Genomic DNA, 21954 nt, shown 5'->3' with positions numbered 1-21954 from the left:
CCGGGGATCAGCGCACGATGGTCTGGCTGATGCCGGTTACCCGATCCTTCATCAATTCAGTGAAGAAATCGATCAACTGTTGATCTGCCGCTTTATGACCCGCCGCCTCGGCGACGAATTGCGCCGCCGACCGTGCATCATCGACCAGACCGAGAAACGATCGTTGAACGTTGGTCACCTGCTTGATCACCTCTGCGCTCGCACCGGCTGTGGCCGCCTGGCCGAGCGTAAATAGTCCGATCAACGCGTCCGCGCCGTATCCCAGTGCCGCCGAGTAGTCACCGCGCCGTTGCGCCTGTGCTCCGTCGTAGACACTTTTCATCATCTGCACCGCAACGGCCACGGAGCCAATAGGCGGCACGGCGAGACTGATGACATTCACCACTTTGATCAGGCCATCGTAAACCAGTCCCGCGATAACCTCCTTCAAACTGGTGGTTCGCTCATCGATATCGCTCAATGCGCGACGCACTCTCCGATCATGGAACGTGAAGAGGTTGTTCAACTTGGCGCGTTCTTGCGTCTTGACCGGAGGCAGGGGTTTCCCGCTTGCGGCAAGATCGTCAAAATAATCATTGATTACTTTTTGATCGACGATTGCAACCCGGTCAAAGTAGTAATCGCGCATCGGTCCATATTGGAAACGAATGGATGGAATGAAATCGTTGATGGGTCGATAGGCAACGCCATCCGGCGCATCGGGCGTATATAACCAGTCGTGGAACTGGCCGAGAACGTTCATCCGCAGGATGTAGACACCCGCAACCGTACGATCCCTCGACTTGGTCAAGCCTGTTTTCCCGATATTGAATTCGTAAAGACCTTCATCACCTTCTGCGGACGAATCATTGATCGGGTAGTGATAGACATCCTCTTTCAAATTCCCGACAACCCGTTGTAGCGCTAAAAAAATGTCAGACCCAAACCTGCCATCGATGTAGTTGGAGAGCAGATCGTAATGCATCTGACAGCGAATTTTTTTTGCGTGAACGGCGCGCTTGAATGCATAGCCAGGATGCTTCCCGTCCAGATAGTCGGTATTGAGCATTTCCGTATACCTGTCACCAGGACGGAATGTTTTCGATAACGAGGACAGATCGCGAATATCCAGTTGATCGATCGCCGGATGGCCGTCCGTCAAAAAATACCTCGGGTCATACTTGCTCGGATAAGCCGGATTGGCAGCTTCAAACGATAGCCCTTCGATGAGCAGATCCGTTACGCTTTTCTGAAAATCGTCAGTCTGGACAATAATCTGATCGGGATTGATCTCGACATTTCGTCCTCGCGAACGCAACAGACTTTCAAGGTTCTGCTTTACCGCATCGTGGGTAAAGCGTTCGAAAGAAGGGAACGCATTGTCCCTTGCCTCTACGGTGGAGAGCGCTTTCAGTTCGGTATTCAATCGAGCGTAACGTTTGCGCGGCTCAATTCCGAGATAGCGGTAAGGCGCAGGCGCAATGGTCTTGTGTAACGCCAGCTCAGACTGAAAAGCGAGATTGACGTCATTGAGCAACGGCGCTGTGCCATTGGGGAAAAGATCCGAGTATTGAGTATCCAGCTTGTACAGATAATGGGTGGAGTGACGGCTGACACCGCGCAACGATCCGGCTTCGTGCAAATAGTCCGGATGAATCAATGACGCCGCGTATTGACGATCAGCGGTCATGGCCGATTCAAACCATTTGTTCAGAGCGAATACATCCGCAAACGTCATGAAAACGGATTTGCCTGCAGGTGTTATCAGATAAACAAGATAGTTCCGAGTCTCCGGTGCCCGAAAAACCATCACACCTTTCAAGGCGGGCCCTGGAATCTGCAGGCTCAGTCTCAATCCGCGAATAGACACCGAAAGGTCACCTGCCAACGCCCTTTCAATGACCTTCGCTTCGGTTTCACTGAAAACGCCCGAATGGCGCGCAACGAAAAGCGCGAACTCGATGTTGCTGTGCAAGTGGTCGCGATACGCCTGTGCAAACTCCGGCGATGGATCAGTTGGAAGACTGGATACGAACTGCGAGCGCAAGTTGATGTTGCTCAACCATTGCTCAAGTGCAGCAGCGGACAGCCTGCTGCCGGACGGCAGCCCGGTGATGCTGATTTCGGCTTTATACCCCTCGTCATGCAGACCGAAGATGATGAATTCCGTCAGGGTCCGGTTATCGACCTGCTCTAGGGTGCGGCCCCCCAGTTGCATCTTGTGGACGCTGCGCACCTTTATAGTCTCGGCTTCCAGTTGCTCGCCCAACGCGCTCATCGCCCACTCGGAAAAACAACGCAAGACATAATCTTTAAACGAGAAACACCTGTCGAAAACCACCCGGTAGTCAGAGTGATATTTCTCCATCGAGCGCTCAAGCTCGACGTAACGCTGCTGAAGAGCGTTACCACCGTTCTTCAGCCAGAGTGGCCATTCGGTCCGCTTGAGTTCTGCCTGCACTTGATCGAATCGACGACCGATGTCAGTACGCATCACCGACAACACCTGATTGTCCTGCAATACCCGGCTGAACGCTTGAGTCTGGCCCTTGCGATCGCGCATCAGACTTGCAAGCGTATCGAGTTGTCCCTTCAAGTAAGCGTCGACACAATGAGCAGACACACTTTGCGTGGCTTTAGGGAAAGCGATTTTGCTACCGGACGCCGATACACGCGCCAGCAGCGTTGCGTGCGCGTCGATATTCCTGGCGAAGTATTCAAAGCCGTTGCCTGGCGTGTGAATGACATAACCGGTGGACTCATTGAGCAGTTTCATTTGCGGATCCGCCCGCATCGCATTATCGAGGACAAACCCCGGAACAAGCGAAGTGCGAGAGTCGGATTCAGCACTCACCACAACGCTATAAGCGCCGGCGCCGTTTTCCAGGTTCAACAAATAGCAATAGCGCGTCGCCATGCCATGATCCAGAAATCCCGCCATGGCTTTTAAAGAAAGCTCCGCTGTCAGCACAACGTTATAAGCCTGCTGCAAGGCCTGTTTATTTGTCAGTCCGGTATTTTCAGTTGTTGCGATTTTTACGGGGGCCGCCCAATATTTGCCTATCTCCGAACGCAGGCTGCTCTCCATGTTTCGCAGCGTATAAGTAATAGCCTCCTCAGCCTCGATAATACTGAAGCCCTTGACTCTCATCTCTTCGCCAACGGTATCGGGCAGGTGAAAGACACCGTCCCCGCCGCCAGCCAGATAGCTCGGCGCCACATTATTATCAAGACAATGAAGCAATACCTCAGACAGTTTCCCCGAAGGACGACGTTCAATCTCATTGGACTGATCGGTAATATTTATATAAACATTATCGATATTGATATTCTTCTGCCGCTGCTGCAATTCTTGCTGCAATGCCTGCCGAGCAATCTGCCGAACTGTCGGGATCGCCTCAACAATAGCGAACAAATCATTCTGCGCGGCAGCGGCCTTTGCCCACTCAGCCCTCCAGGTTACTTCTGCACCTTCAGAACCTCGCATCAAGCTTTTGTATAACTTATCCATATTCAAGTCCTATCTTTCAAGTTCAGTGAACGCAACCCCGCATCACTGCGATAGCGAAAGATAGTTTTATTTTCGACAAACAAGAAGCGCCAGTTCATTTCAACAAATATAGATTACAAGGTATTAACCGAAATAAAAAAACCACCTGTAAAAAATGACAAATTCACAAACAAATAATCCGCACAAAACTTTATACAAAGTAACTAACTCAACCATCCAGAATAGACAGCGAAGCGATATATTTCCGGGCGCGAACACTTTGCGCAGTCCGTGCAGGATCCTGTGGCGCGATCAAGACTGTTGCACGCCCCGTAACAGTGCATGTCCGGAATCGCTATTTTTCCTTCGGGTTCAAGTGCTTATTCTGAGCGGGCTTTCAGGCAGACGCCGCAAAGCACCAAGCCTTGGCTGCTGAGCAACTCGCGCCAGCGCTGACCGATTTCAGATGAGTCGATGCTTCGATTGATCGCCCCGGTGTTCACTGACGTTGATTTGTAGCTCCTTGATCCAACGTCTTACCTTGGCCGCTGCGTTTGCAGCGGCCTTTTTTATGGGCGAAGGCATTACCGACGGGATCGGTATTTGCGGGGCGTGGCAAACGTTACAGCGAATACTTCTGCAAATTCGCCATCATTTCCTTCAGCGCTTCAATGTTGTCCTTCGGATGCGCCGCGCCTTCGAAATCGCAGATCTGCTGCCAGTGCGCCGCGACATCTTCCGGGGAGAAGCCGCTGCGGGGATCGAAGCCAGCACCGAGGCTGCGTTCCCAGCGCACCTTGCCCATCCAGCCGCCACCGACTTCAAACAGGCCGGACGTTTCCTGGCACTGTTCACTGGCCAGGTACACCACCAGCGGGCTGACCAGCTCCGGTTTGAGCTGTTCGAACACTTGCGGCGGGATCAGGCCTTCGGTCATGCGCGTGCCGCCGGTAGGCGCGATGGCATTGACCAGAATATTGTTCTTGCGACCTTCGATGGCCAGGGTACGGGTCAGGCCGTAGAGGCCGAGTTTGGCCATGCCGTAGTTGGACTGGCCAAAGTTGCCGTAGATGCCCGAGGTCGAGGCGGTGAAGATCACCCTTCCGTAGTTTTGCTCGCGCAAGTGCGGCCACGCGGCGCGGGTCACTTTGTAGGCGGCTTCGACGTGGACGCGGTAGACCAGATCCCAGTCGGCGTCGTCCATCTTGTGAAAGGTCTTGTCGCGCAGAATCCCGGCGTTGTTCACCACCACGTCGACACGGCCAAAGGCGTCGAGGGCGTTTTGCACCAGTTTGTCGCCGTCGGTGACCGAGTCATGGTTGGCCTCGGCGATGCCGCCGGCTTCGCGAATTTCCGCCACCACACGGTCGGCGGCGGAGGCGTTGGCCCCTTCGCCCTGGGTCGAGCCGCCGAGGTCGTTGACCAGCACTTTGGCACCGTGCCGGGCGAACAGCAAAGCGTGCGCTCGCCCCAGGCCACCACCGGCGCCGGTGACGATCACGACTTTATCTTCGAAACGTACGGACTCATTCATCGCAGGAACTCCAGCAGGCCAGTATTGAGTCCGAGTGTCAGGCACAGGGCTTTGGGTCACAACGAATACGGCTGAGGCTGAATGGTGCGCGATAAGGGTGAGGGATGATGAGGGCGTCAAAAGATCAAAAGATCGCAGCCTGCGGCAGCTCCTACAGAAGATCGGTATAGGAGCTGCCGCAGGCTGCGATCTTTTGATCTTTCAGGAGCATGCGACCTTGCGCGGCGGCAACTCCAGGCGCTCACGAAACGCCAGGTAATGCTTGAGCACCTGCACCGGCGCTTCGATCTGCGGATAGTGGCCGATACCTGACAGTAGCACCGTATCGGCGTCGGCAATCAGTTCGCGGTAACGTTCGACCATGTGCGCACCGGAAACCGGGTCAACTTCGCCATCAATCACCCGTAGCGGGATTTCATCACGCTGCATGGCCGCCACCCAGCGGTCGCGCTGCACACGGCGCTCGGGGATGTAGCCGATCAGTTTGTGCAGGATGCGCGGCCCGCGATGGGTCTCGATCAGGCTCCAGAAATCATCCAGTTCACTTTCACTGGGGCCGGTCTGCGGGCCGAAAATCTGTCGGAAGCTTTTCACCAGCGCATCACGGGTAAATGCACGGCCGATCATCCAGCCCAAGGGGCTGAGCAGCAGCTTTTGCATCAAGACCGGGCGATGGGTTTCCGGAAACAGCCCGCCATTGAGAAAGACGCAACTGGCGACCTCGATCCGGTTTTCGTAATGCCGGGCGAGCAACTCCTGGGCAACGCTGTCGCCGTAATCGTGGGCCAGCACATGCACCGCTTGCTCGACCTGAAGATGCGCCAGCAGCGCCTGTTGCAGGTCGGCCTGTTCCAGCAGGCTGTAGCGGTGATGCAATGGTTTGGCCGAATCCCCAAAACCGAGCATGTCACAGGCGATCACCCGGTAGCGCTGGGCCAGCGGCTGCCACAGGTAGTGCCAGTCCCAACTGGCCGTCGGGAAACCGTGGATCAGCAGCAGCGGCTCACCCTGCCCCGCCGTCCAGTAACGGATCGACTGACCGCGAAAGACAAACGTCCGGCTGCGTTTGCGCCAGACACACAGAGGGATCTCGGCAAGAGGCATCAGAGTTTATATCCGGGGTCTTGTTTATCGAGTTTGCGCAGCAACGCCGGCCAGGCCAGCGCGCCACCCATGCCTTGAGCACTTTTGGTGACGCCGGCGATCATCGCTTTGGCGCCCGCCAGGATCTGCGGTTCGATGGCAATCAGTTCAGCAGCGCCGGTCTGCGCCATGACCTGAATATCGCAGGCGCGCTGGAAGGTGAACATCATCAGAAAAGTGTCGGCGATGGTGCCGCCACAGGTCAACAGACCGTGGTTGTGCAGCATCAGGAAATTGTTCTCGCCAAGGTCCGCCTGCAAGCGCGCCTTCTCTTCGTGATTCAGCGCCACACCTTCATAGGCGTGATAGGCCAGGCTCGACAGCACGAACAGCGACTGCTGGCTGATCGGCAACACACCCTGTCTTTGCGCGGAAACGGCTACACCGGAGGCGGTGTGGGTGTGCAGCACGCAAACCACATCGTGCCGCACTTCGTGCACGGCGCTGTGGATGGTGTAACCGGCGGGATTGATTTCGTAGGGACTGTCCATGAGCTTGTTGCCGGCCTGATCGACTTTGACCAGGCTCGACGCGGTGATCTCATGGAACATCAACCCGAACGGGTTGATCAGGAAGTCTTCGGTGCCCGGCACCTTGGCGGAAATATGGGTGAAGATCAGGTCGTCCCAGCCATGCAACGCTACCAGCCGATAACAGGCGGCGAGATCGACCCGGGTCTGCCATTCCGCGGCACTGACCTGGTCTTTGACATCAAGGGACAATTGGACGGGGGCTACGCTCACTGTATGCACCTCTGCGTTCTTATTGTTCTGCACGTACGAGCAGTCTAGTCAGGCGCAGAGGATCGCGTAGTTGCATTGCCAGCCAGCTTGATGACTGAGCGGGTCAGCCGGGCAAACACCTTGGATCCATGTCAAAGCAACGACGCCAACAAAGGTGCGGCGAACAGATTGAGCAGCCCGGTCAGCACCATCACCAGCCCCGCAACCGAGCCTTCCTCACCACCCACTTCATGCGCCCGACTGACGCCTGCGCCGTGCGCGCCAACCCCGAACAACGCGCCGCGCGCCAACGCACTGCGCAACGGCAGCCACTTGAGCAATACGCCGCCGAGCATCGCGCCGAACACACCGGTAAACATCACGAACACGGCAGTCAGTTCCGGCACGCCACCGAGATCCTGCGCCAGTGGCATGGCGAACGGCGTGGTGATCGAACGCGGCACCAGCGACATCGTCACCGAGCTATCCAGCGCCAGCGCCCTGGCCAGGCCGAACGACGTAGCGATCGACGCCGCGCTGCCGGCGAGCATGCCCAGCAGCAGCGCCGACCAGTGCCGCACCAGCAAACGCCGCTGCTGCCAGATCGGCACGGCGAAGGCCACCGTCACCGGCCCGAGCACCAGCATCAGCCAATGCGTGTTGCTGGCGTATTCGGCATAGGCGGTGTGCAGCGGCACCGCGAGCGCCAGCAGCAGCGCCGGCACCAGAATCAGCGGCGACAGCAAGTAACGCCCGGTGCGCCGGTAAATCCAGCGACTGAACAGGTACGCCAACAGGGTGAAGGCGAGCCAGAACATCGGCATCAGCTCAAGCTTCATGGGACCGCCTCAGGCGCACGGCCAGCTCCACGGTGAAGGCTGTCACCAGCATCACCATCAGGGTGCTGGCGCCGATCACCAGCAAAATCCGCCAGCCGTCATCGCGCAACAGCGCGCCGTAGTCGAGCAGACTCATCAGCGCCGGAATGAAGAACAGCAGCATCTCGGCCATCAACAATCCGGCACCCAGTTGCAGCGCCGCCGGTTTGACCGAGCCAGACGCGAACGCCAACAGCAACAGGGCCATGCCGATGACTCCGCCGGGAATCGGCCAGGCCAGCCACGCGGCGATCTGACAGCCGAGCAGGTAGAGACCGAGCAACACGGCCAGTTCGACGCAAAGACGGGAAAGATACTTGAGGGATGCAGCGTTCATGATGGGCTCCTTACAGGGGCTTATTTTACGAAGCGGCCTGCCATCCCAGAAGCGAATTGTTAGACTCGACACTATTCCAAAACGGAATCGGATCATGGAATTCAAACAGCTGCGCAGTTTTGTCGAAGTCATGCATCAGGGCGGATTCACCCAGGCAGCGAAAACCCTGCACATCAGTCAGTCGGCGGTGAGCAAACAAGTCGCGCAACTGGAGCAGAGCCTCGGCACGCCGTTGCTCGAACGACTGGGCTCGCAACTGCGCCTGACTGCCGCGGGCAGCGTGGTGCTGCAACGCGCCGAGGGCATGCTGCGTTTGCGCAACGAATTGCTCAGCGAACTGGATGATCTGAGCCAGCTGGCGCGCGGCGAATTGCGCCTCGGTCTGCCGCTGCTGGGCAGTGATGCGCTGTTCGCCGGGTTGTTCGCCGAGTATCGCCGGCGCTATCCGAACATCAGTATTCAATTGCTTGAGGGTGGCAGCCGTAATGTCGAGCAGGCGGTGCTCAGCGGCGAACTGGAGTTGGGTGGCAGCCTGTTGCCGAAAGATCCACAGTTCGATTTTCAGCCGTTCTGCGATGAAAAACTCGATGCGTTGCTGCCGGTGGATCACCCATTGGCAGCACGCGGCGAGATTGGCCTGGAGGAGCTGGCCGACACGCCGTTCCTGTTGTATCAGCGCAGCTTCGTGCTCAATGACCGTTTACTGCAGGCCTGCCAGCAATTGGGCTTTACCCCGAAAGAAGGCGGGCGCAGTGGGCAAGCGGATTTTCTCGTGGCGCTGGTGGCCGCCGGGCAAGGCGTGGTGTTGCTGCCCAGCGTGGTGGCCCGGGCTCTTGAGCGTCCGGGCGTGGTGCGCCTGACCTTGCGCGCGCCAGAGTATCTGCGCTGGGACATCGCGTTCATCTGGCGCCGGGGTGCCTATCTGTCGAAAGCCGCCCAGGCCTGGCTGGCCTTGCTGCGCGAACGCGCGATCAGCCCTTGAGGGTGGCGATCAGTTGCGCCAGCCATGGCTCGGCGTCGGTTTCCGGGGTCACACTTTCGCTGGCGTCCAGACGCAGCATCTCCTGCACTTCACGCACGCCCAGCTCGGCGAACAACTCACGCATCAGCTCGCCACCGCCGCAGAACGTATCGCCGTAACTGGCATCACCCAAGCCGATCACCGCCCCCGGCAAACCGCGCCACGCGGCTGGCAACTGATCGCGAATCGCCGAATACAGCGGCTGCAGGTTATCCGGCAACTCGCCCATGCCGGTGGTCGAGGTCACCGCGAGGAACGCTTCAGGGCCGAACGCCTGAATGTCCGCCAGGCTGGCGCGCGAGTTGTGGAAGGTTTCAAAACCGGCGTCTTTCAGCAGGTTCTGCGCGTGACGGGCGACTTCTTCGGCCGTGCCGTATACCGAGCCGGAGAGGATGGCGACTTTCATCAATCTGATCCTGAAGCGGAAAAAAGAGCGGCGATAGTAGCAGTCCGACGCAAAAGCCGCGATCCAGCCCCGATTCGCCGTGATAGCCAGTAGACAGCGGCGTTGGAACTTCTAGAATGCCAGCCATTATCGACACTGAAAGGATTCATTGATGATCAACGCCAGTCTGCTGCAAATGGTGATCAACGCGTCGAACGATGGAATCGTGGTGGCCGAAAAGGAAGGCGAGCAGGACAACATCCTGATTTACGTAAACCCGGCCTTCGAACGCCTGACCGGTTACAGCAGCGAAGAGATTCTTTATCAGGACTGCCGCTTTCTGCAGTCAGGAGACCGCGATCAAGCCGGTCTGTCGCTGATTCGCGACACCTTGCACAACGGCGGGGCGTGCCGGGAAATCCTGCGCAACTACCGCAAGGACGGCACACCATTCTGGAACGAGCTGTCGTTGTCGACAGTGAAAAACGCTGATGACGGCCAGACTTATTTCGTCGGTGTGCAGAAAGATGTCACGGTTCAGGTCAAGGCGCAGCAACGCGTTGCACAACTGGAAGCACAAGTTGCCGCCTTGCAAGCCGAACTCGCCGCCCTGAAAGCGACGAACGGCGCAAACAAAACTGCGAACTAAGTGTCAGTAACTACAATCACCAATGACTTTGTAACTATTTCTTTCGAGCCAGGCCATGCAACGCGACGCACTCCTGACCCAGGATGAGCTGGATTTCATCCAGACCATGCAGCACAACCCGCAGCTCAATGTGCGGGATGCGACGTCGAGCCTGTTGGTCAATGGAGGTTCGCAGATCCGTGACCTGCTCACACGCCTGGCGGCTCACGAGCAAGTGACCATTCAGGCCAATTTCGAAAATCAGCAAATGACCTTTCCGCTGCACCTGGTGGAAGACGAATTCCACGCGTTGCACCTGCGCCTGGGCGTGCCGAGCATTTACGAAGACGGGCCGATGATTCGCCCATGGCGCCTGACTCTCGAAGAGCCGGTCGCGCTGGAAAATGCCAAAGGCCAACCGGGCATGATGTGGGTGCACGAGGTGTCGCACAAAGGCGTGCTGCTGGAAATGCGCAACAAGACCAAACCGCCCAAGCATTTCGCGCTGTGGTTCAGCCCTTCAGGTTACGAGCGGATTTCCCTGCGCGGCAACTTCGAGCGCGAAACCGAGCACGGCTTCTACGCCTACGAGCTGAGCCAGACCGACGCCGATGAAACCGAACGGCTGCGCCAGTTCATCCTGCAACAACACCGTCTGACCCACCCCGCCCTGCACACCTGATATTCAGGTATCCAGCGTACCTGCGAGAAATTGCGTCATGCGCTGACGCATCGTCGCTCCTTCATTGCCCAGACAACCGATCGAGGATCCGGCCAGACTGTCCTGTGCCAGATCGGCAGCGTCGCCGGCGAGCATTACCTGACAGTCGAGACTCAAGGCCAGTCGATTCAGACGGCGCGGCAAATCCGCGGTGGGGGCATGGTTGGAAAACAGCACCAGCGCCTGCGGCTTGATCCGCTCGCACACCAGCGCCAACTCATCGAATGGCTGGCCGGTGGTCAGCACCCGCACGCCCGCATCATTGCCACTGAGAAACAACGCGGCAACCAGTAGCTCGAGTTCACGACACTGACCGGCGAGCGCACTGACAATCACTTTGCGCGGCTGGGTGCCGCGCAGCGCGACGATCCGCTGCAACACCCGCGCCCGCAGGAACCCGTCGAAAAACAGCCACTCGCTGGTCTGCCCGAAGGCATCCTGGCGCTGCAACATCTGCAGCCACAAAGGCATGAGAATGTTCGGAAACACCACCGGCAGCGAGTAGGACGAGAAGATCTGGTTGTAAACCTGATCCAGCGCGCGGTCGTCGAACGAACTGACGGCCAATTGCACCTGCTGCTGCCATTGCGCGTAATCGGCCTGGACCAGATCATCGGGGATGATATGGGCCAAGGCTTTCAGCGGCTCGGTCCTCGCCAGGATCTTGCCGACCTTGCTCACGGCAACGCCGCGATCAATCCAGTCGACAATGCTGCGCACGCGCTCGATTTCGGTCATCGAATACAACCGGTGCCCGCTTTCGGTGCGCGTCGGCTGGATCAAACCGTAGCGGCGCTCCCATGCACGCAGCGTTACCGGGTTGACGCCGGTCAGCCGCGACACCTCCCGAATAGGGAACAACTCTTCGCGCTCAAGTGCGACAGAGGCCTGCGAGGCAGGGTTAGCGTCCGTGATAACAGCCATGGTGCTGGTGTGTCCGCTCGGTAAATTTGGATCCCATTCTACATCCGATGCCCTCTGTCGGTTCAACCCAATAAACAGAGACGAAAGTCTCTGAAACTGTCATCAAAATCGGGAATAATCCTTGCTTGTTGAAAAGCGCAGACCCCTACCCCGGTTTGCGCAATGCGAAACCTCCTACCCGGAGCGCCGCACTCGAAATATGGAGATACACAATGTCTACTTCCCCCGTCACGCTGATGGTTGCGCGTCGCGTCGCCGACGGCCGCTATCAGGACCTGATTGCCTGGCTGCGCGAAGGCGAACAACTGGCCACTGACTTTCCCGGTTACCTGGGTTCCGGCGTGCTCGCTCCGCCACCCGGTGACAACGAATTCCAGATCATTTTCCGCTTCGTCGACGAGCAGACCCTGCACGCCTGGGAGCACTCGGTCTCGCGGACCGCGTGGCTGGCGCGGGGCAGCGATCTGTTCGAGCATCCCAAGGAGCATCGGGTCAGCGGCATCGAAGGCTGGTTCGGCGCTGCCGGTCAACGGCCACCACGCTGGAAACAGGCCGTGGCGATCTGGCTGGCGTTCTTCCCGGTGTCGCTGCTGTTCAACTTTGTCCTCGGACCGCTGCTCGGCGAGATGAGCCTGCTGCCGCGGGTATTGATCAGCACGGCGTGCCTGACGCCCTTGATGGTGTATTTCTTTATTCCGTTGTCGACGCGGTTGCTGGCCAACTGGTTGAACGCTGTGCCTGCGCGACCTTTGCCTGCAACACCCTCTACGCAGAATCGATGATCTCTGTGTGGGAGCTAGCCTGCTCGCGAATACGGACTGCCATTCAACATTGATGTCGACTGAGACACCGCATTCGCGAGCAGGCTCGCTCCCACAGGTATTGGTAAGGCCGACGATAGGTGCATGGCTCATGTCGCTGTTATAGTTTTTGCTCCAACCGCGACGCGAGCCGTTCATGTCCATATCCTCCGCCCCGATCCTCATCACCGGTGCCGGCCAGCGTGTCGGTCTGCACTGCGCACAGCGTTTGCTTGAAGACGGCCATCGGGTCATCTTCACCTACCGCAGCGAACGTCCGGGCGTACAAGCCCTGCGTGATCTGGGCGCTGTCGCGGTGTTCGCGGACTTCTCCAGCGAAGCCGCCATCCTCGCCTTCATCGATGAACTGAAAACCCACACCGACTGCCTGCGCGCCATCGTCCACAACGCCTCCGAATGGCTGGCGGAAACCCCGGGCAGTGAAGCCGAGGCCTTCTCGCGCATGCTCAACGTGCACATGCTCGCGCCGTATCTGATCAACCTGCACTGCGCCGACCTGCTCAAAGGCTCGACCCCGGCCGACATCATCCACATCAGCGACGATGTCACGCGCAAGGGCAGCAGCAAGCACATCGGTTATTGCGCCAGCAAGGCCGGGCTCGACAGCCTGACCCTGTCCTTCGCCGCGCGCTATGCGCCGGCAATCAAGGTCAACGGCATCGCGCCGGCCCTGCTATTGTTCAATCCCGACGACGACGCGGCGTACCGCGCCAGGGCGCTGGCCAAATCCGCGCTGGGCATCGAGCCCGGCAGCGAAGTGATCTACCAGAGCCTGCGCTATCTGCTCGACAACCCCTATGTCACCGGCACAACCCTGACCGTCAACGGCGGACGGCACGTCAAATAAGCTGCTGCGCGAGGATCTCCCATGACCCGTTCCCTGCCCGAGAATTACCGCGAGATCCTCATCGGCCTCGGCGAAGACCCCGACCGCGAAGGTCTGCTCGATACCCCGGTGCGCGCGGCCAAGGCCATGCAATACCTGTGTCACGGCTATGAACAGAGTGTGGAGCAGATCGTCAACGGCGCGCTGTTTGCCTCCGACAGCGACGAGATGATCATCGTCGCCGACATCGAGCTCTACTCGTTGTGCGAACATCACCTGCTGCCCTTCATCGGCAAGGCCCATGTGGCTTATATTCCGACAGGCAAGGTGCTGGGGCTGTCGAAGATCGCGCGGCTGGTGGACATGTTCGCCCGGCGCCTGCAGATTCAGGAAAACCTCACCCGGCAGATTGCCGATGCGGTGCAACAGGTCACCGATGCCGCCGGCGTCGCGGTGGTCATCGAGGCCCGGCACATGTGCATGATGATGCGCGGTGTCGAGAAACAGAATTCGACCATGAACACCTCGGTCATGCTCGGCGCCTTTCGCGACTCGAGCAACACCCGCCAGGAGTTCCTGCAATTGATTGGACGGAGCAAGTAAATGTCACAACTTCAACCGGGAATGGCGCGCATCCGGGTCAAGGATCTGCGCTTGCGCACCTTTATCGGGATCAACGAGGACGAGATCCTCAACAAGCAGGATGTGCTGATCAATCTCACGATCCTGTACGCGGCGCAGGAAGCGGTGCGCGACAACGACATCGATCACGCGCTGAATTACCGCACCATCACCAAGGCGATCATCGCCCACGTCGAGGGCAATCGGTTTGCGCTGCTCGAACGCCTGACCCAGGAACTGCTGGATCTGGTGATGACTCATGCTGCGGTGCTGTACGCCGAAGTCGAAGTCGACAAGCCGCATGCGCTGCGTTTTGCCGAGTCGGTGTCAATCACGCTTGCAGCGAGCCGCTAGCTTCAAGCTTCAAGCGGCAAACTGTAAACTTCGTATCAACGCCACCCATCTTGCAGCTTGAAGCTCGTCGCTTGAAGCTGTCTCGCAGAGACTCCCATGACCGAGCAACAACGCCTCGAACTCGAAGCCGCCGCCTTCCGCCGGCTGGTCGCCCACCTGGACAGCCGCAAGGACGTGCAGAACATCGACCTGATGAACCTTGCCGGGTTCTGCCGCAACTGCCTGTCCAAGTGGTACAAGGCTGCCGCCGATGAACAGCAGATCGAGGTCAGCCTCGACGACGCCCGTGAAGTGGTTTACGGCATGCCTTACGCCGAGTGGAAAGCCCAATACCAGCAAGAAGCCAGCGCCGAACAACAGGCGGCGTTCGCCAAAGGAAAACCCAATGAGTGATCTGAACACCCTGCGCGCCAGCCTCAAAAGCGGCGAACACGCTTTCGCCGACACCCTGGCTTTCATCGCCGCCGGTTACGACTACCAGCCTCAGGCGTTCAACAACGGTGGCGTGGAAAACGCCGCCGGGCAGAACGAAGGTTCGTGCAAGACTTTGGGTCTGGCACTGCTGGAAGGCTTGAGTGATGAAGAAGCGCTGCTGGCGTTCGGTGAACATTACCGTTCGGTGGTGGCGACGCCTGAGGGCAGCGACCACGGCAATATCCGCGCGCTGATCAAGCACGGTCTGGCGGGTGTGAAGTTCGAAGCACAGCCGCTGACCCGTCGCTGATATCAGATCCAACACCAGTCCCTGTGGGAGCGAGCCTGCTCGCGAAAGCGGTGTATCAGACATCCAGAATGTTGCCTGACATGACGCCTTCGCGAGCAGGCTCGCTCCCACATTTGTTGAGTGGTGGCTGTGAATAACGGGCACAAAAAAAACCGGCCGAAGCCGGTTTTTTTGTGTCTGCGATTTAGAACGAAGCGTTCTGCAGACCGTCCAGGTAACGCTCGGTGTCCAGTGCTGCCATGCAGCCGGCGCCGGCCGAGGTGATGGCCTGACGGTAAACGTGGTCAGCCACGTCACCGGCAGCAAAGATGCCTTCAACGCTGGTGGCAGTGGCGTTGCCGTCACGACCGCCCTGCACAACCAGGTAACCGTCTTTCAGGGTCAACTGGCCTTCGAACAGCGAGGTGTTCGGGGTGTGGCCAATGGCGATGAACACGCCATCGACTTTGATCTCGTCGAAGCTGCCGTCGTTGTTCTTGAGGCGCGCACCGGTCACGCCCATGTTGTCGCCCAGCACTTCGTCGAGGTTGGCGTTCAACTTGAGGATGATCTTGCCTTCGGCCACGCGGGCGTTCAGCTTGTCGATCAGGATCTTCTCGGCGCGGAAGGTTTCGCGACGGTGGATCAGGGTCACGGTGCTGGCGATGTTAGCCAGGTACAGCGCCTCTTCAACAGCGGTGTTGCCGCCGCCGACCACAGCCACTGGCTTGTTGCGGTAGAAGAAACCGTCGCAGGTCGCGCAGGCCGAAACGCCTTTGCCCATGAACGCCTCTTCCGACGGCAGGCCCAAATAACGAGCGCTGGCACCGGTGGCGATGATCAGGGCGTCGCAGGTGTAAGTCGCGCTGTCGCCGGTCAGGGTGTACGGCTTGGCAGCGAAGTCCACGGCGTTGATGTGATCGAAAACGATCTCGGTTTCAAAACGCTCGGCGTGCTCGCGCATCCGCTCCATCAGCGCCGGACCGGTCAGGCCGTGCACGTCGCCCGGCCAGTTGTCGACTTCGGTGGTGGTGGTCAATTGACCGCCGGCCTGCATGCCGGTGATCAGCAGTGGCTTGAGGTTGGCACGGGCGGCGTAGACCGCAGCGCTGTAACCGGCAGGGCCGGAACCGAGAATAATCACTCGCGAATGACGGACTTCAGACATGACCTGCTCCTGTTGACCGGGCCGAAACACTGGCGCGGAACGCCGGACTGCCGGCGGGAATAAAAAAGGACTGTGGATAACCTTGGGGAAGGCATGAGCTCGACAGTCCTGTAAAAAGTTGGGTGCAGCGTATCGAGGGGGGCAAGATTAAGGAAATACGGATTAACAATCCAGCTCATAGGTGGTCTCTATACGCAGACTCCGACCAGATCGACGTCTTTGTTACAGTGAATGTCGATCGCTCTGCCGCGCTTTCGCACCTGTTGCAAAGTCGGTAAGGTCGGCGCGTTTTCCCTTGCTCGGAGCACCTTATGCCCGCCCCTGTTCTGTCCGGCCCGCAATACCTGCGCGAAGGCCTCAAACTGGTTCTCAGCCCGGGCCTGCGCCTGTTCGTGTTGCTGCCACTGGCGATCAACCTGGTGCTGTTCGTCGGATTGATCTATCTGGCCGGCCATCAGTTCAGCCTGTGGGTCGACAGCCTGATGCCGTCGCTGCCCGAATGGCTGAGTTTCCTCAGCTACATCCTCTGGCCGCTGTTCGTGGTGCTGGTGGCGTTGATGGTGTTCTTCACCTTCACCATGCTCGCCAACGTGATCGCGGCGCCGTTCAACGGTTTCCTCGCGGAAAAAGTCGAAGTGGTGGTACGCGGCACCGATGATTTCCCGGCCTTCAGCTGGGGCGAACTGATTGCGATGATCCCGCGCACCCTCGCCCGGGAAATGCGCAAACTCGGCTACTTCCTGCCGCGGGCGATCGGCCTGTTCATTCTCTCGTTCATCCCGGTAGTGAACATCGTCGCCGCCCCGCTGTGGCTGCTGTTCGGCGTGTGGATGATGGCGATCCAGTACATTGACTACCCGGCAGACAACCACAAATTGGGCTGGAACGAGATGCTCGCCTGGCTGCGGCAGAAACGCTGGCAGAGCATGAGTTTTGGCGGGATCGTCTATCTGGCGCTGCTGATTCCGGTGGTGAATATTTTGATGATGCCAGCCGCCGTTGCAGGCGCGACGTTGTTCTGGGTGCGTGAGCGCGGGGCCGAAAACCTCGTGGCGCAGGCTGAGCGCCCCTAGCCAATTTAATTTTTGCGACGTTGACAGCCATCAGGATGCCACCATTCTGATATCATCCCCTTTTCCCGGCACTGCGACATCAACTTTTTGGTCGGGTTACAGGGAGTACATACACAGATGGAAAATGAGCTGAACAGCGGCCAACCTGAGCCTGCACAGAAGCTAGAAAAAAAAGGATTCCCGACAGAACTCCTGCCCGAGCCCCAAACAAAGCTGAACTTGAGCAGCCTGATCCTTCATTTGGTGCATCTCGAAACCAAGGACGTAACCCTAAAGTGGGTTTTTGACCACATTCGAAATTACGTGATTTGTGGGGTGGTTCTCTGGGCGGGTGTCAAAGCGTTCAAATTACCGAACATCACTTACTTCGACACAATTACACACTACCTCGGCGGCGGTGTTCTGCTTATCACTGCAATTACTCTTTTTTCCTTGAACATGCTCCACGGAATCGTTGGATTCGCCAAACTCAGAGACTTGAAAAGTACCAGCACAATTCTTTATATCGTGGGAACACTTCTCGCGTTCTTTGCGGGAAATATTCTTTTTATCACGGCTAAATAGCGCTGATTTTTCGGTGACGGATGCCGTCACAAATCCATCATCCGAACGTCACATGCACGACATGGCCTCAGCCGACACTGAGGTCATGACGACAGCTCTGCATATCACACTGATCAGCGAAACCTTCCCACCGGAAATCAACGGGGTGGCCAATACCCTTGGTCGCTTGTGCGATGGCTTGCGCGCGCGTGGGCATCAGGTGGAACTGGTGCGACCGCGCCAGGCGGGAGATCCGCAGCGCGTCGAGGACGATGCCTTGCTGTTGTGTCGAGGCTGGCCGTTGCCGGGTTATCCCGGTCTGCAATGGGGACAGTCGTCGATGCACAAGCTGCTGCGGCGCTGGAAGCGTCATCGCCCGGACGTTTTGTACATCGCCACCGAAGGCCCGCTCGGTTTGTCGGCGTTGCGTGCGGCACGGCGTCTGGGGATCTCGGTGGTCAGCGGCTTTCACACCAATTTTCAGCAGTACACCAATCAGTACGGACTGAGTTTGCTGACGCGCTTGCTCACGCATTATCTGCGCTGGTTTCACAACCGCTCGGCGATGACCCTGGTGCCGAGCGTCAGTCAGCGCCTGGAACTGGAGCGTCGGCATTTCGACCGCCTCGCCCTGCTCTCCCGCGGCGTGGACAGCCAGTTGTTTCACCCGGCCAAGCGCCTGAACGGCTTGCGTGAGCAATGGGGCCTGAGCGAGCAGGACATCGCGGTGATTCACGTCGGCCGGCTGGCCCCGGAAAAGAACCTCGGTCTGCTCAAGCGCTGCTTCGACACCCTGTGCCGCACTTATCCACAGCGCAAGCTGAAGCTGATCGTGGTCGGCGACGGGCCGCAACGGCCTGCGCTGGAAAAGGAGCTGCCCGAGGCGATCTTCTGTGGTTCACAGCGCGGCGAAGCACTGGCGGCGCACTATGCGTCCGGCGATATCTTCCTGTTCCCAAGCATGACCGAAACCTTCGGCAATGTGGTGCTGGAAGCTCTGGCGTCAGGGCTGGGGGTGGTGGCGTACGATCAGGCTGCGGCAGCGCAGCACATTCGCCACGGTTACAACGGCGTGTTGGCGATGCCCGGTGATGAACAAGCGTTCTGCGATGCGGCGGCGTGGTTGCTGGAGGAAGATGAGACCTTGCGTTGCGTGCGCCTGAATGCGCGCCAGCATGCCAGTCGCCAGGGGTGGGCGGCGATCATCGAGCAATTTGAAAAGCACTTGCGTGGCGCGTGTGTGCGGGAGGGGGTGTTGCCGAATGCGCAGACATTGCCTTAGATCTTTGCTGATTTTGAACCTGCCTTCGCGAGCAGGCTCGCTCCCACAAGGGATCCTCAGTGAACACAGATTCTGTGAACCCAGAGAAACCTGTGGGAGCGGGCTTGCTCGCGAAGGGGCCATCAAAGGTGCTACTTAAACCAGCGTCATCAACGCCTCACGGCTGAACGGCAGAATATCCTGCTCACGCCCTTCACGGACTTTCAGCGCCCAGTCCGGATCCACCAGCAGCGCACGGCCCACTGCCACCAGATCGAACTCGTCGTTGTTCAGACGCTCCAGCAGTTTCTCCAGGCTTGCCGGTTGCGCGACCTTGTCGGTGTTAACCATGAACTGCAGGAACTCGCCGTCCAGGCCGACGCTGCCTACGGTGATGGTCGGTTTGCCGGTCAGTTTGCGCGTCCAGCCGGCCAGGTTCAGCTCGGAACCGTCAAATTCAGGCTCCCAGAAACGCCGCGTCGAGCAGTGGAAAATGTCCACGCCGGCGTCGGACAGCGGCTTAAGGAATTCGCCCAGCGCCTCCGGGGTCTGCACCAGACGCGCGGTGTAATCCTGCTGCTTCCACTGCGAAAAACGGAAGATGATCGGGAAGCCTTCACCGACTGCCGCGCGCACCGCTTGAATCAACTCGATGGCGAACCGCGAACGGTTGGCCAGGCTGCCGCCGTATTCGTCGGTACGCTGGTTGCTGCCTTCCCAGAAGAACTGGTCGATCAGATAGCCGTGGGCGCCGTGGATTTCCACGCCGTCCATGCCGATGCTTTGCGCATCCTTCGCCGCTTGGGCGAAAGCACCGATCACGTCCTGAATGTCCTGTTTGGTCATGCCGTGCACCACGACCTGGCCATCCTTGAGTTTTTCCGTCGGGCCGTAAGCCGGGACGCTGGCGTCCGGCTCGGTGCCGATGCGGCGCACGCTGCCGACGTGCCACAGTTGCGGAACAATCTTGCCGCCCTCGGCATGCACCGCGTCGACGACTTTTTTCCAGCCGGCCAATGGCGCTTCGCCGAAGAACTGCGGCACATTCGGGTAACCGTTGGAAGCCTTGTGACCGACAGTGGTGCCTTCGGTGATGATCAGGCCAACACCGGCCGCAGCGCGGCGACGGTAGTACTCGATCACTTTGGAATTGGGTACGCCACCCGGGGAAAACGAGCGGGTCATCGGCGCCATCACCACGCGGGTCGGCAGTTCGAGGGCACCGAGGTGGAACGGTTTGAACAGGGCTTGCACCGGCATTGGAAGGCTCCACAGGGAATGACTTTATGACGGCGATAATATGAACAGTTAGCGCCTTTTAACAGCACTATTGATTTGAATGATTAAGGGTCAAAAGTCAGACAAAAAAAATCGCAGCTCGATGGCTGCGATTTTTGTGTTTCAGCCCAGCGCTTTTTCAATCGCGTGGACAATGGTCGGATCATCCGGCGGCGTGCGCGGCGAGAATCGCGCCAATACCCGGCCATCCTTACCGAGCAGAAATTTCTCGAAGTTCCAGGTGATATCCCCCGGAAACTCCGCACCCTCGCCCGCCAGCAAGCGGTACAGCTGATGACGATCATGGCCGTTGACTTCAAGCTTGCTCGACAACGGGAACGTCACGCCATAGTTCAGGCTGCAGAACTCCTGGATTTGCTGTTCGGTACCTGGTTCCTGGCCAGCAAACTGGTTGCACGGCAGGCCCAGCACACTGAAGCCCTTGCCCTTGAATTGCTGGTAGAGGTTTTCCAGCGCCGCGTACTGTGGGGTCAAGCCGCATTTGGAGGCGACGTTGACCACCAGCACGACTTGGCCTTTGAAGGGCGCCAGCGGTAGCTCCTGACCATCCAGGGCTGTCAACTTAAGGTCGTGAAAAGCACTCATGACGGACTCCAGATTCCCGTGTTCTACTCGAAACAGCCACTTGGCGAGAGCACCAAGGACAGCCGCGGACTAAAAAGGCGCCCGCAGGCGCCTCTCCAGTACTCGAAGCTTAGCGCAGAAAATCAGTGGTGATGGCCACCTTCGCCATGGACGTGGCCATGAGCGACTTCTTCCTGGCTGGCGTCACGGATAGCAACGACCTTCACTTTGAAGTTCAGGCGCTGACCGGCCAGTGGGTGGTTGCCGTCGACGGTGACGTCGTCGCCGTCCAGGTCACGGATGGTCACGATCTGCATCTGGCCGTCCGGCGCCGAAGCGTGGAACTGCATGCCGACTTCCAGCTCGTCAACGCCTTCGAACATGCTGCGGCTCAGGGTGCTGACCAGTTCGGCAGCATATTCGCCGTAAGCGTCTTCCGGCTCAACGGACACTTCCAGCTCGTCACCAACAGCTTTGCCTTCCAGAGCTTTTTCCAGGCCCGGGATGATGTTGCCTGCGCCTTGCAGGTAGACCAGCGGAGCGCCGCCGGCGGAGCTGTCGATGACCTCACCAGCGTCGTTGGTCAGGGTATAGTCGATGGAGACAGCCTTATTGGCGGCGATCAGCATGGGGCGAGACCTTTTGCAGAAGAATATAGAAAGGCCAAGTTTAGCGAAGCAATCGCGCGAAAGCGAACACAACCCGGACAAACGGGATTCGACAATCGCCGGCTTCCATCAGGATGAAGACGGTCACTGGGTGGCCGAGCTTTCCTGTGGCCACACCCAGCACCTGCGTCACCAGCCGCCGTGGCAATCGCGGCCATGGGTCCTGGACCCGGCGCAACGTATTGAAAAAATAGGCCAACCCTTTGACTGCGGTTGGTGCGCACAAGGCTCGGTTAGCGATAACCTTGGCGACTGAATTGCGGTAGGCGGTCACGTATAGATCGCCACCAT

The 21954-nt window shown here is 58.5% G+C and carries 25 protein-coding genes; 13 read left to right on the top strand and 12 right to left on the bottom strand.

Annotated elements, in window-relative coordinates:
• Positions 1–7: 7 nt before the first annotated feature.
• From ACOYXG_RS04155 to ACOYXG_RS04130, 6 genes are all read right to left on the bottom strand, one after another.
• Positions 8–3490: a dermonecrotic toxin domain-containing protein gene (locus ACOYXG_RS04155; RefSeq protein WP_460356057.1), complete on the bottom strand. Its 3483-nt coding sequence runs from the start codon at positions 3488–3490 to the stop codon at positions 8–10.
• A gap of 601 nt (positions 3491–4091) precedes the next feature.
• Complete coding sequence (locus ACOYXG_RS04150) at positions 4092–5003, bottom strand: SDR family oxidoreductase (protein WP_460356055.1); 912 nt, start codon at positions 5001–5003, stop codon at positions 4092–4094.
• Between the two features lie 201 nt (positions 5004–5204).
• Entirely contained in the window at positions 5205–6107 is a 903-nt protein-coding gene (locus ACOYXG_RS04145; RefSeq protein ID WP_460356053.1) for an alpha/beta fold hydrolase, read from the bottom strand.
• Positions 6107–6889 (bottom strand): class II aldolase/adducin family protein, encoded by a 783-nt coding sequence (locus ACOYXG_RS04140; protein ID WP_097090406.1) that lies wholly within the window; start codon positions 6887–6889, stop codon positions 6107–6109. Before ACOYXG_RS04140 ends, ACOYXG_RS04145 begins: the two co-directional genes overlap by 1 nt.
• A gap of 131 nt (positions 6890–7020) precedes the next feature.
• Positions 7021–7707: an LrgB family protein gene (locus ACOYXG_RS04135; RefSeq protein ID WP_460356051.1), complete on the bottom strand. Its 687-nt coding sequence runs from the start codon at positions 7705–7707 to the stop codon at positions 7021–7023.
• On the bottom strand, positions 7697–8083 hold the full coding sequence (locus ACOYXG_RS04130; RefSeq protein WP_460356049.1) for a CidA/LrgA family protein: 387 nt from the start codon (positions 8081–8083) through the stop codon (positions 7697–7699). The genes ACOYXG_RS04135 and ACOYXG_RS04130 overlap by 11 nt, the downstream gene beginning before the upstream one ends.
• Positions 8084–8177: 94 nt before the next feature.
• Between ACOYXG_RS04130 and ACOYXG_RS04125 the strand changes: the two genes are divergently transcribed.
• The gene (locus ACOYXG_RS04125) at positions 8178–9065 is read left to right on the top strand and encodes a LysR family transcriptional regulator (RefSeq protein WP_253151074.1); all 888 of its coding nucleotides are present in this window, start codon (positions 8178–8180) and stop codon (positions 9063–9065) included.
• On the opposite strand, the gene ACOYXG_RS04120 is transcribed toward ACOYXG_RS04125, so the two are convergent.
• Positions 9055–9510, bottom strand: coding sequence for a flavodoxin (locus tag ACOYXG_RS04120; RefSeq protein WP_443532128.1), 456 nt, complete (start codon positions 9508–9510; stop codon positions 9055–9057). The genes ACOYXG_RS04125 and ACOYXG_RS04120 overlap by 11 nt on opposite strands.
• A 151-nt stretch (positions 9511–9661) precedes the next feature.
• Between ACOYXG_RS04120 and ACOYXG_RS04115 the strand changes: the two genes are divergently transcribed.
• Positions 9662–10138, top strand: coding sequence for a PAS domain-containing protein (locus tag ACOYXG_RS04115; protein WP_027610873.1), 477 nt, complete (start codon positions 9662–9664; stop codon positions 10136–10138).
• Between the two features lie 55 nt (positions 10139–10193).
• Positions 10194–10799 carry a hypothetical protein gene (locus ACOYXG_RS04110; RefSeq protein ID WP_027610872.1) on the top strand — a complete coding sequence of 202 codons (606 nt, stop codon included), beginning with the start codon at positions 10194–10196 and terminating at the stop codon, positions 10797–10799.
• 3 nt (positions 10800–10802) lie between these two features.
• On the opposite strand, the gene ACOYXG_RS04105 is transcribed toward ACOYXG_RS04110, so the two are convergent.
• Positions 10803–11762, bottom strand: coding sequence for a MerR family transcriptional regulator (locus ACOYXG_RS04105; RefSeq protein WP_027610871.1), 960 nt, complete (start codon positions 11760–11762; stop codon positions 10803–10805).
• Between the two features lie 212 nt (positions 11763–11974).
• On the opposite strand from ACOYXG_RS04105, the gene ACOYXG_RS04100 reads away from it, so the two are divergent.
• The 6 genes from ACOYXG_RS04100 (at position 11975) to ACOYXG_RS04075 (ending at position 15108) form a co-directional block, all read left to right on the top strand.
• Complete coding sequence (locus ACOYXG_RS04100) at positions 11975–12544, top strand: antibiotic biosynthesis monooxygenase (RefSeq protein ID WP_027610870.1); 570 nt, start codon at positions 11975–11977, stop codon at positions 12542–12544.
• Positions 12545–12719: 175 nt separating this feature from the next.
• Positions 12720–13430, top strand: coding sequence for a dihydromonapterin reductase (gene folM, locus ACOYXG_RS04095; protein WP_097090402.1), 711 nt, complete (start codon positions 12720–12722; stop codon positions 13428–13430).
• A gap of 21 nt (positions 13431–13451) precedes the next feature.
• A complete protein-coding gene (gene folE / locus ACOYXG_RS04090) occupies positions 13452–14012 on the top strand; it encodes a GTP cyclohydrolase I FolE (RefSeq protein WP_103369128.1) in 561 nt (186 codons plus the stop codon).
• On the top strand, positions 14013–14384 hold the full coding sequence (gene folX, locus ACOYXG_RS04085) for a dihydroneopterin triphosphate 2'-epimerase (protein ID WP_007968040.1): 372 nt from the start codon (positions 14013–14015) through the stop codon (positions 14382–14384).
• 96 nt (positions 14385–14480) lie between these two features.
• Positions 14481–14777, top strand: coding sequence for a DUF1244 domain-containing protein (locus tag ACOYXG_RS04080; protein WP_003221730.1), 297 nt, complete (start codon positions 14481–14483; stop codon positions 14775–14777).
• Entirely contained in the window at positions 14770–15108 is a 339-nt protein-coding gene (locus ACOYXG_RS04075) for a HopJ type III effector protein (RefSeq protein ID WP_097090400.1), read from the top strand. The genes ACOYXG_RS04080 and ACOYXG_RS04075 overlap by 8 nt, the downstream gene beginning before the upstream one ends.
• 184 nt (positions 15109–15292) lie before the next feature.
• Here ACOYXG_RS04075 and trxB read toward each other — a convergent pair whose 3' ends face one another.
• A complete protein-coding gene (gene trxB, locus ACOYXG_RS04070; protein ID WP_003221727.1) occupies positions 15293–16255 on the bottom strand; it encodes a thioredoxin-disulfide reductase in 963 nt (320 codons plus the stop codon).
• A 311-nt stretch (positions 16256–16566) separates the two neighbouring features.
• Here trxB and cysZ point away from each other — a divergent pair, with 311 nt between their 5' ends.
• From cysZ to ACOYXG_RS04055, 3 genes are all read left to right on the top strand, one after another.
• Positions 16567–17328: a sulfate transporter CysZ gene (gene cysZ, locus ACOYXG_RS04065; protein WP_460356038.1), complete on the top strand. Its 762-nt coding sequence runs from the start codon at positions 16567–16569 to the stop codon at positions 17326–17328.
• A gap of 117 nt (positions 17329–17445) precedes the next feature.
• Positions 17446–17892: a hypothetical protein gene (locus ACOYXG_RS04060; protein WP_097090398.1), complete on the top strand. Its 447-nt coding sequence runs from the start codon at positions 17446–17448 to the stop codon at positions 17890–17892.
• A gap of 61 nt (positions 17893–17953) precedes the next feature.
• Positions 17954–19153, top strand: a complete 1200-nt coding sequence (locus tag ACOYXG_RS04055; RefSeq protein WP_460358396.1) for a glycosyltransferase family 4 protein — start codon at positions 17954–17956, stop codon at positions 19151–19153.
• Positions 19154–19288: 135 nt separating this feature from the next.
• On the opposite strand, the gene ACOYXG_RS04050 is transcribed toward ACOYXG_RS04055, so the two are convergent.
• The 3 genes from ACOYXG_RS04050 to ACOYXG_RS04040 all read right to left on the bottom strand — a co-directional run bounded on the left by ACOYXG_RS04050 (position 19289) and on the right by ACOYXG_RS04040 (position 21624).
• Complete coding sequence (locus tag ACOYXG_RS04050; RefSeq protein ID WP_460356035.1) at positions 19289–20392, bottom strand: NADH:flavin oxidoreductase; 1104 nt, start codon at positions 20390–20392, stop codon at positions 19289–19291.
• 141 nt (positions 20393–20533) lie between these two features.
• Positions 20534–21016: a glutathione peroxidase gene (locus ACOYXG_RS04045; RefSeq protein ID WP_027610864.1), complete on the bottom strand. Its 483-nt coding sequence runs from the start codon at positions 21014–21016 to the stop codon at positions 20534–20536.
• A gap of 122 nt (positions 21017–21138) precedes the next feature.
• A complete protein-coding gene (locus ACOYXG_RS04040) occupies positions 21139–21624 on the bottom strand; it encodes an FKBP-type peptidyl-prolyl cis-trans isomerase (RefSeq protein WP_007968032.1) in 486 nt (161 codons plus the stop codon).
• On the opposite strand from ACOYXG_RS04040, the gene ACOYXG_RS04035 reads away from it, so the two are divergent.
• Positions 21593–21919, top strand: a complete 327-nt coding sequence (locus ACOYXG_RS04035) for a DUF3565 domain-containing protein (RefSeq protein WP_096795392.1) — start codon at positions 21593–21595, stop codon at positions 21917–21919. The genes ACOYXG_RS04040 and ACOYXG_RS04035 overlap by 32 nt on opposite strands.
• The last annotated feature ends 35 nt before the right edge of the window (positions 21920–21954 follow it).

Source organism: Pseudomonas sp. G3-39, from assembly GCF_054790485.1.
The sequence above is the reverse complement of the archived record's forward strand: the minus strand, read 5'-3'. Positions and strand labels throughout refer to the sequence as shown.

Coding starts and splice junctions, on each gene's coding strand:
- ACOYXG_RS04035 (WP_096795392.1), top strand. CDS start 21,593: ATGGAGACAGCCTTATTGGCGGCGATCAGCATGGGGCGAGACCTTTTG.
- ACOYXG_RS04125 (WP_253151074.1), top strand. CDS start 8,178: ATGGAATTCAAACAGCTGCGCAGTTTTGTCGAAGTCATGCATCAGGGC.
- ACOYXG_RS04120 (WP_443532128.1), bottom strand. CDS start 9,510: ATGAAAGTCGCCATCCTCTCCGGCTCGGTATACGGCACGGCCGAAGAA.
- ACOYXG_RS04080 (WP_003221730.1), top strand. CDS start 14,481: ATGACCGAGCAACAACGCCTCGAACTCGAAGCCGCCGCCTTCCGCCGG.
- ACOYXG_RS04100 (WP_027610870.1), top strand. CDS start 11,975: ATGTCTACTTCCCCCGTCACGCTGATGGTTGCGCGTCGCGTCGCCGAC.
- ACOYXG_RS04060 (WP_097090398.1), top strand. CDS start 17,446: ATGGAAAATGAGCTGAACAGCGGCCAACCTGAGCCTGCACAGAAGCTA.
- ACOYXG_RS04145 (WP_460356053.1), bottom strand. CDS start 6,107: ATGCCTCTTGCCGAGATCCCTCTGTGTGTCTGGCGCAAACGCAGCCGG.
- folX (WP_007968040.1), top strand. CDS start 14,013: ATGTCACAACTTCAACCGGGAATGGCGCGCATCCGGGTCAAGGATCTG.
- ACOYXG_RS04135 (WP_460356051.1), bottom strand. CDS start 7,707: ATGAAGCTTGAGCTGATGCCGATGTTCTGGCTCGCCTTCACCCTGTTG.
- ACOYXG_RS04055 (WP_460358396.1), top strand. CDS start 17,954: ATGGCCTCAGCCGACACTGAGGTCATGACGACAGCTCTGCATATCACA.
- ACOYXG_RS04115 (WP_027610873.1), top strand. CDS start 9,662: ATGATCAACGCCAGTCTGCTGCAAATGGTGATCAACGCGTCGAACGAT.
- ACOYXG_RS04045 (WP_027610864.1), bottom strand. CDS start 21,016: ATGAGTGCTTTTCACGACCTTAAGTTGACAGCCCTGGATGGTCAGGAG.
- ACOYXG_RS04050 (WP_460356035.1), bottom strand. CDS start 20,392: ATGCCGGTGCAAGCCCTGTTCAAACCGTTCCACCTCGGTGCCCTCGAA.
- ACOYXG_RS04150 (WP_460356055.1), bottom strand. CDS start 5,003: ATGAATGAGTCCGTACGTTTCGAAGATAAAGTCGTGATCGTCACCGGC.
- trxB (WP_003221727.1), bottom strand. CDS start 16,255: ATGTCTGAAGTCCGTCATTCGCGAGTGATTATTCTCGGTTCCGGCCCT.
- ACOYXG_RS04105 (WP_027610871.1), bottom strand. CDS start 11,762: ATGGCTGTTATCACGGACGCTAACCCTGCCTCGCAGGCCTCTGTCGCA.
- cysZ (WP_460356038.1), top strand. CDS start 16,567: ATGCCCGCCCCTGTTCTGTCCGGCCCGCAATACCTGCGCGAAGGCCTC.
- ACOYXG_RS04155 (WP_460356057.1), bottom strand. CDS start 3,490: ATGGATAAGTTATACAAAAGCTTGATGCGAGGTTCTGAAGGTGCAGAA.
- folM (WP_097090402.1), top strand. CDS start 12,720: ATGTCCATATCCTCCGCCCCGATCCTCATCACCGGTGCCGGCCAGCGT.
- ACOYXG_RS04040 (WP_007968032.1), bottom strand. CDS start 21,624: ATGCTGATCGCCGCCAATAAGGCTGTCTCCATCGACTATACCCTGACC.
- folE (WP_103369128.1), top strand. CDS start 13,452: ATGACCCGTTCCCTGCCCGAGAATTACCGCGAGATCCTCATCGGCCTC.
- ACOYXG_RS04110 (WP_027610872.1), top strand. CDS start 10,194: ATGCAACGCGACGCACTCCTGACCCAGGATGAGCTGGATTTCATCCAG.
- ACOYXG_RS04075 (WP_097090400.1), top strand. CDS start 14,770: ATGAGTGATCTGAACACCCTGCGCGCCAGCCTCAAAAGCGGCGAACAC.
- ACOYXG_RS04130 (WP_460356049.1), bottom strand. CDS start 8,083: ATGAACGCTGCATCCCTCAAGTATCTTTCCCGTCTTTGCGTCGAACTG.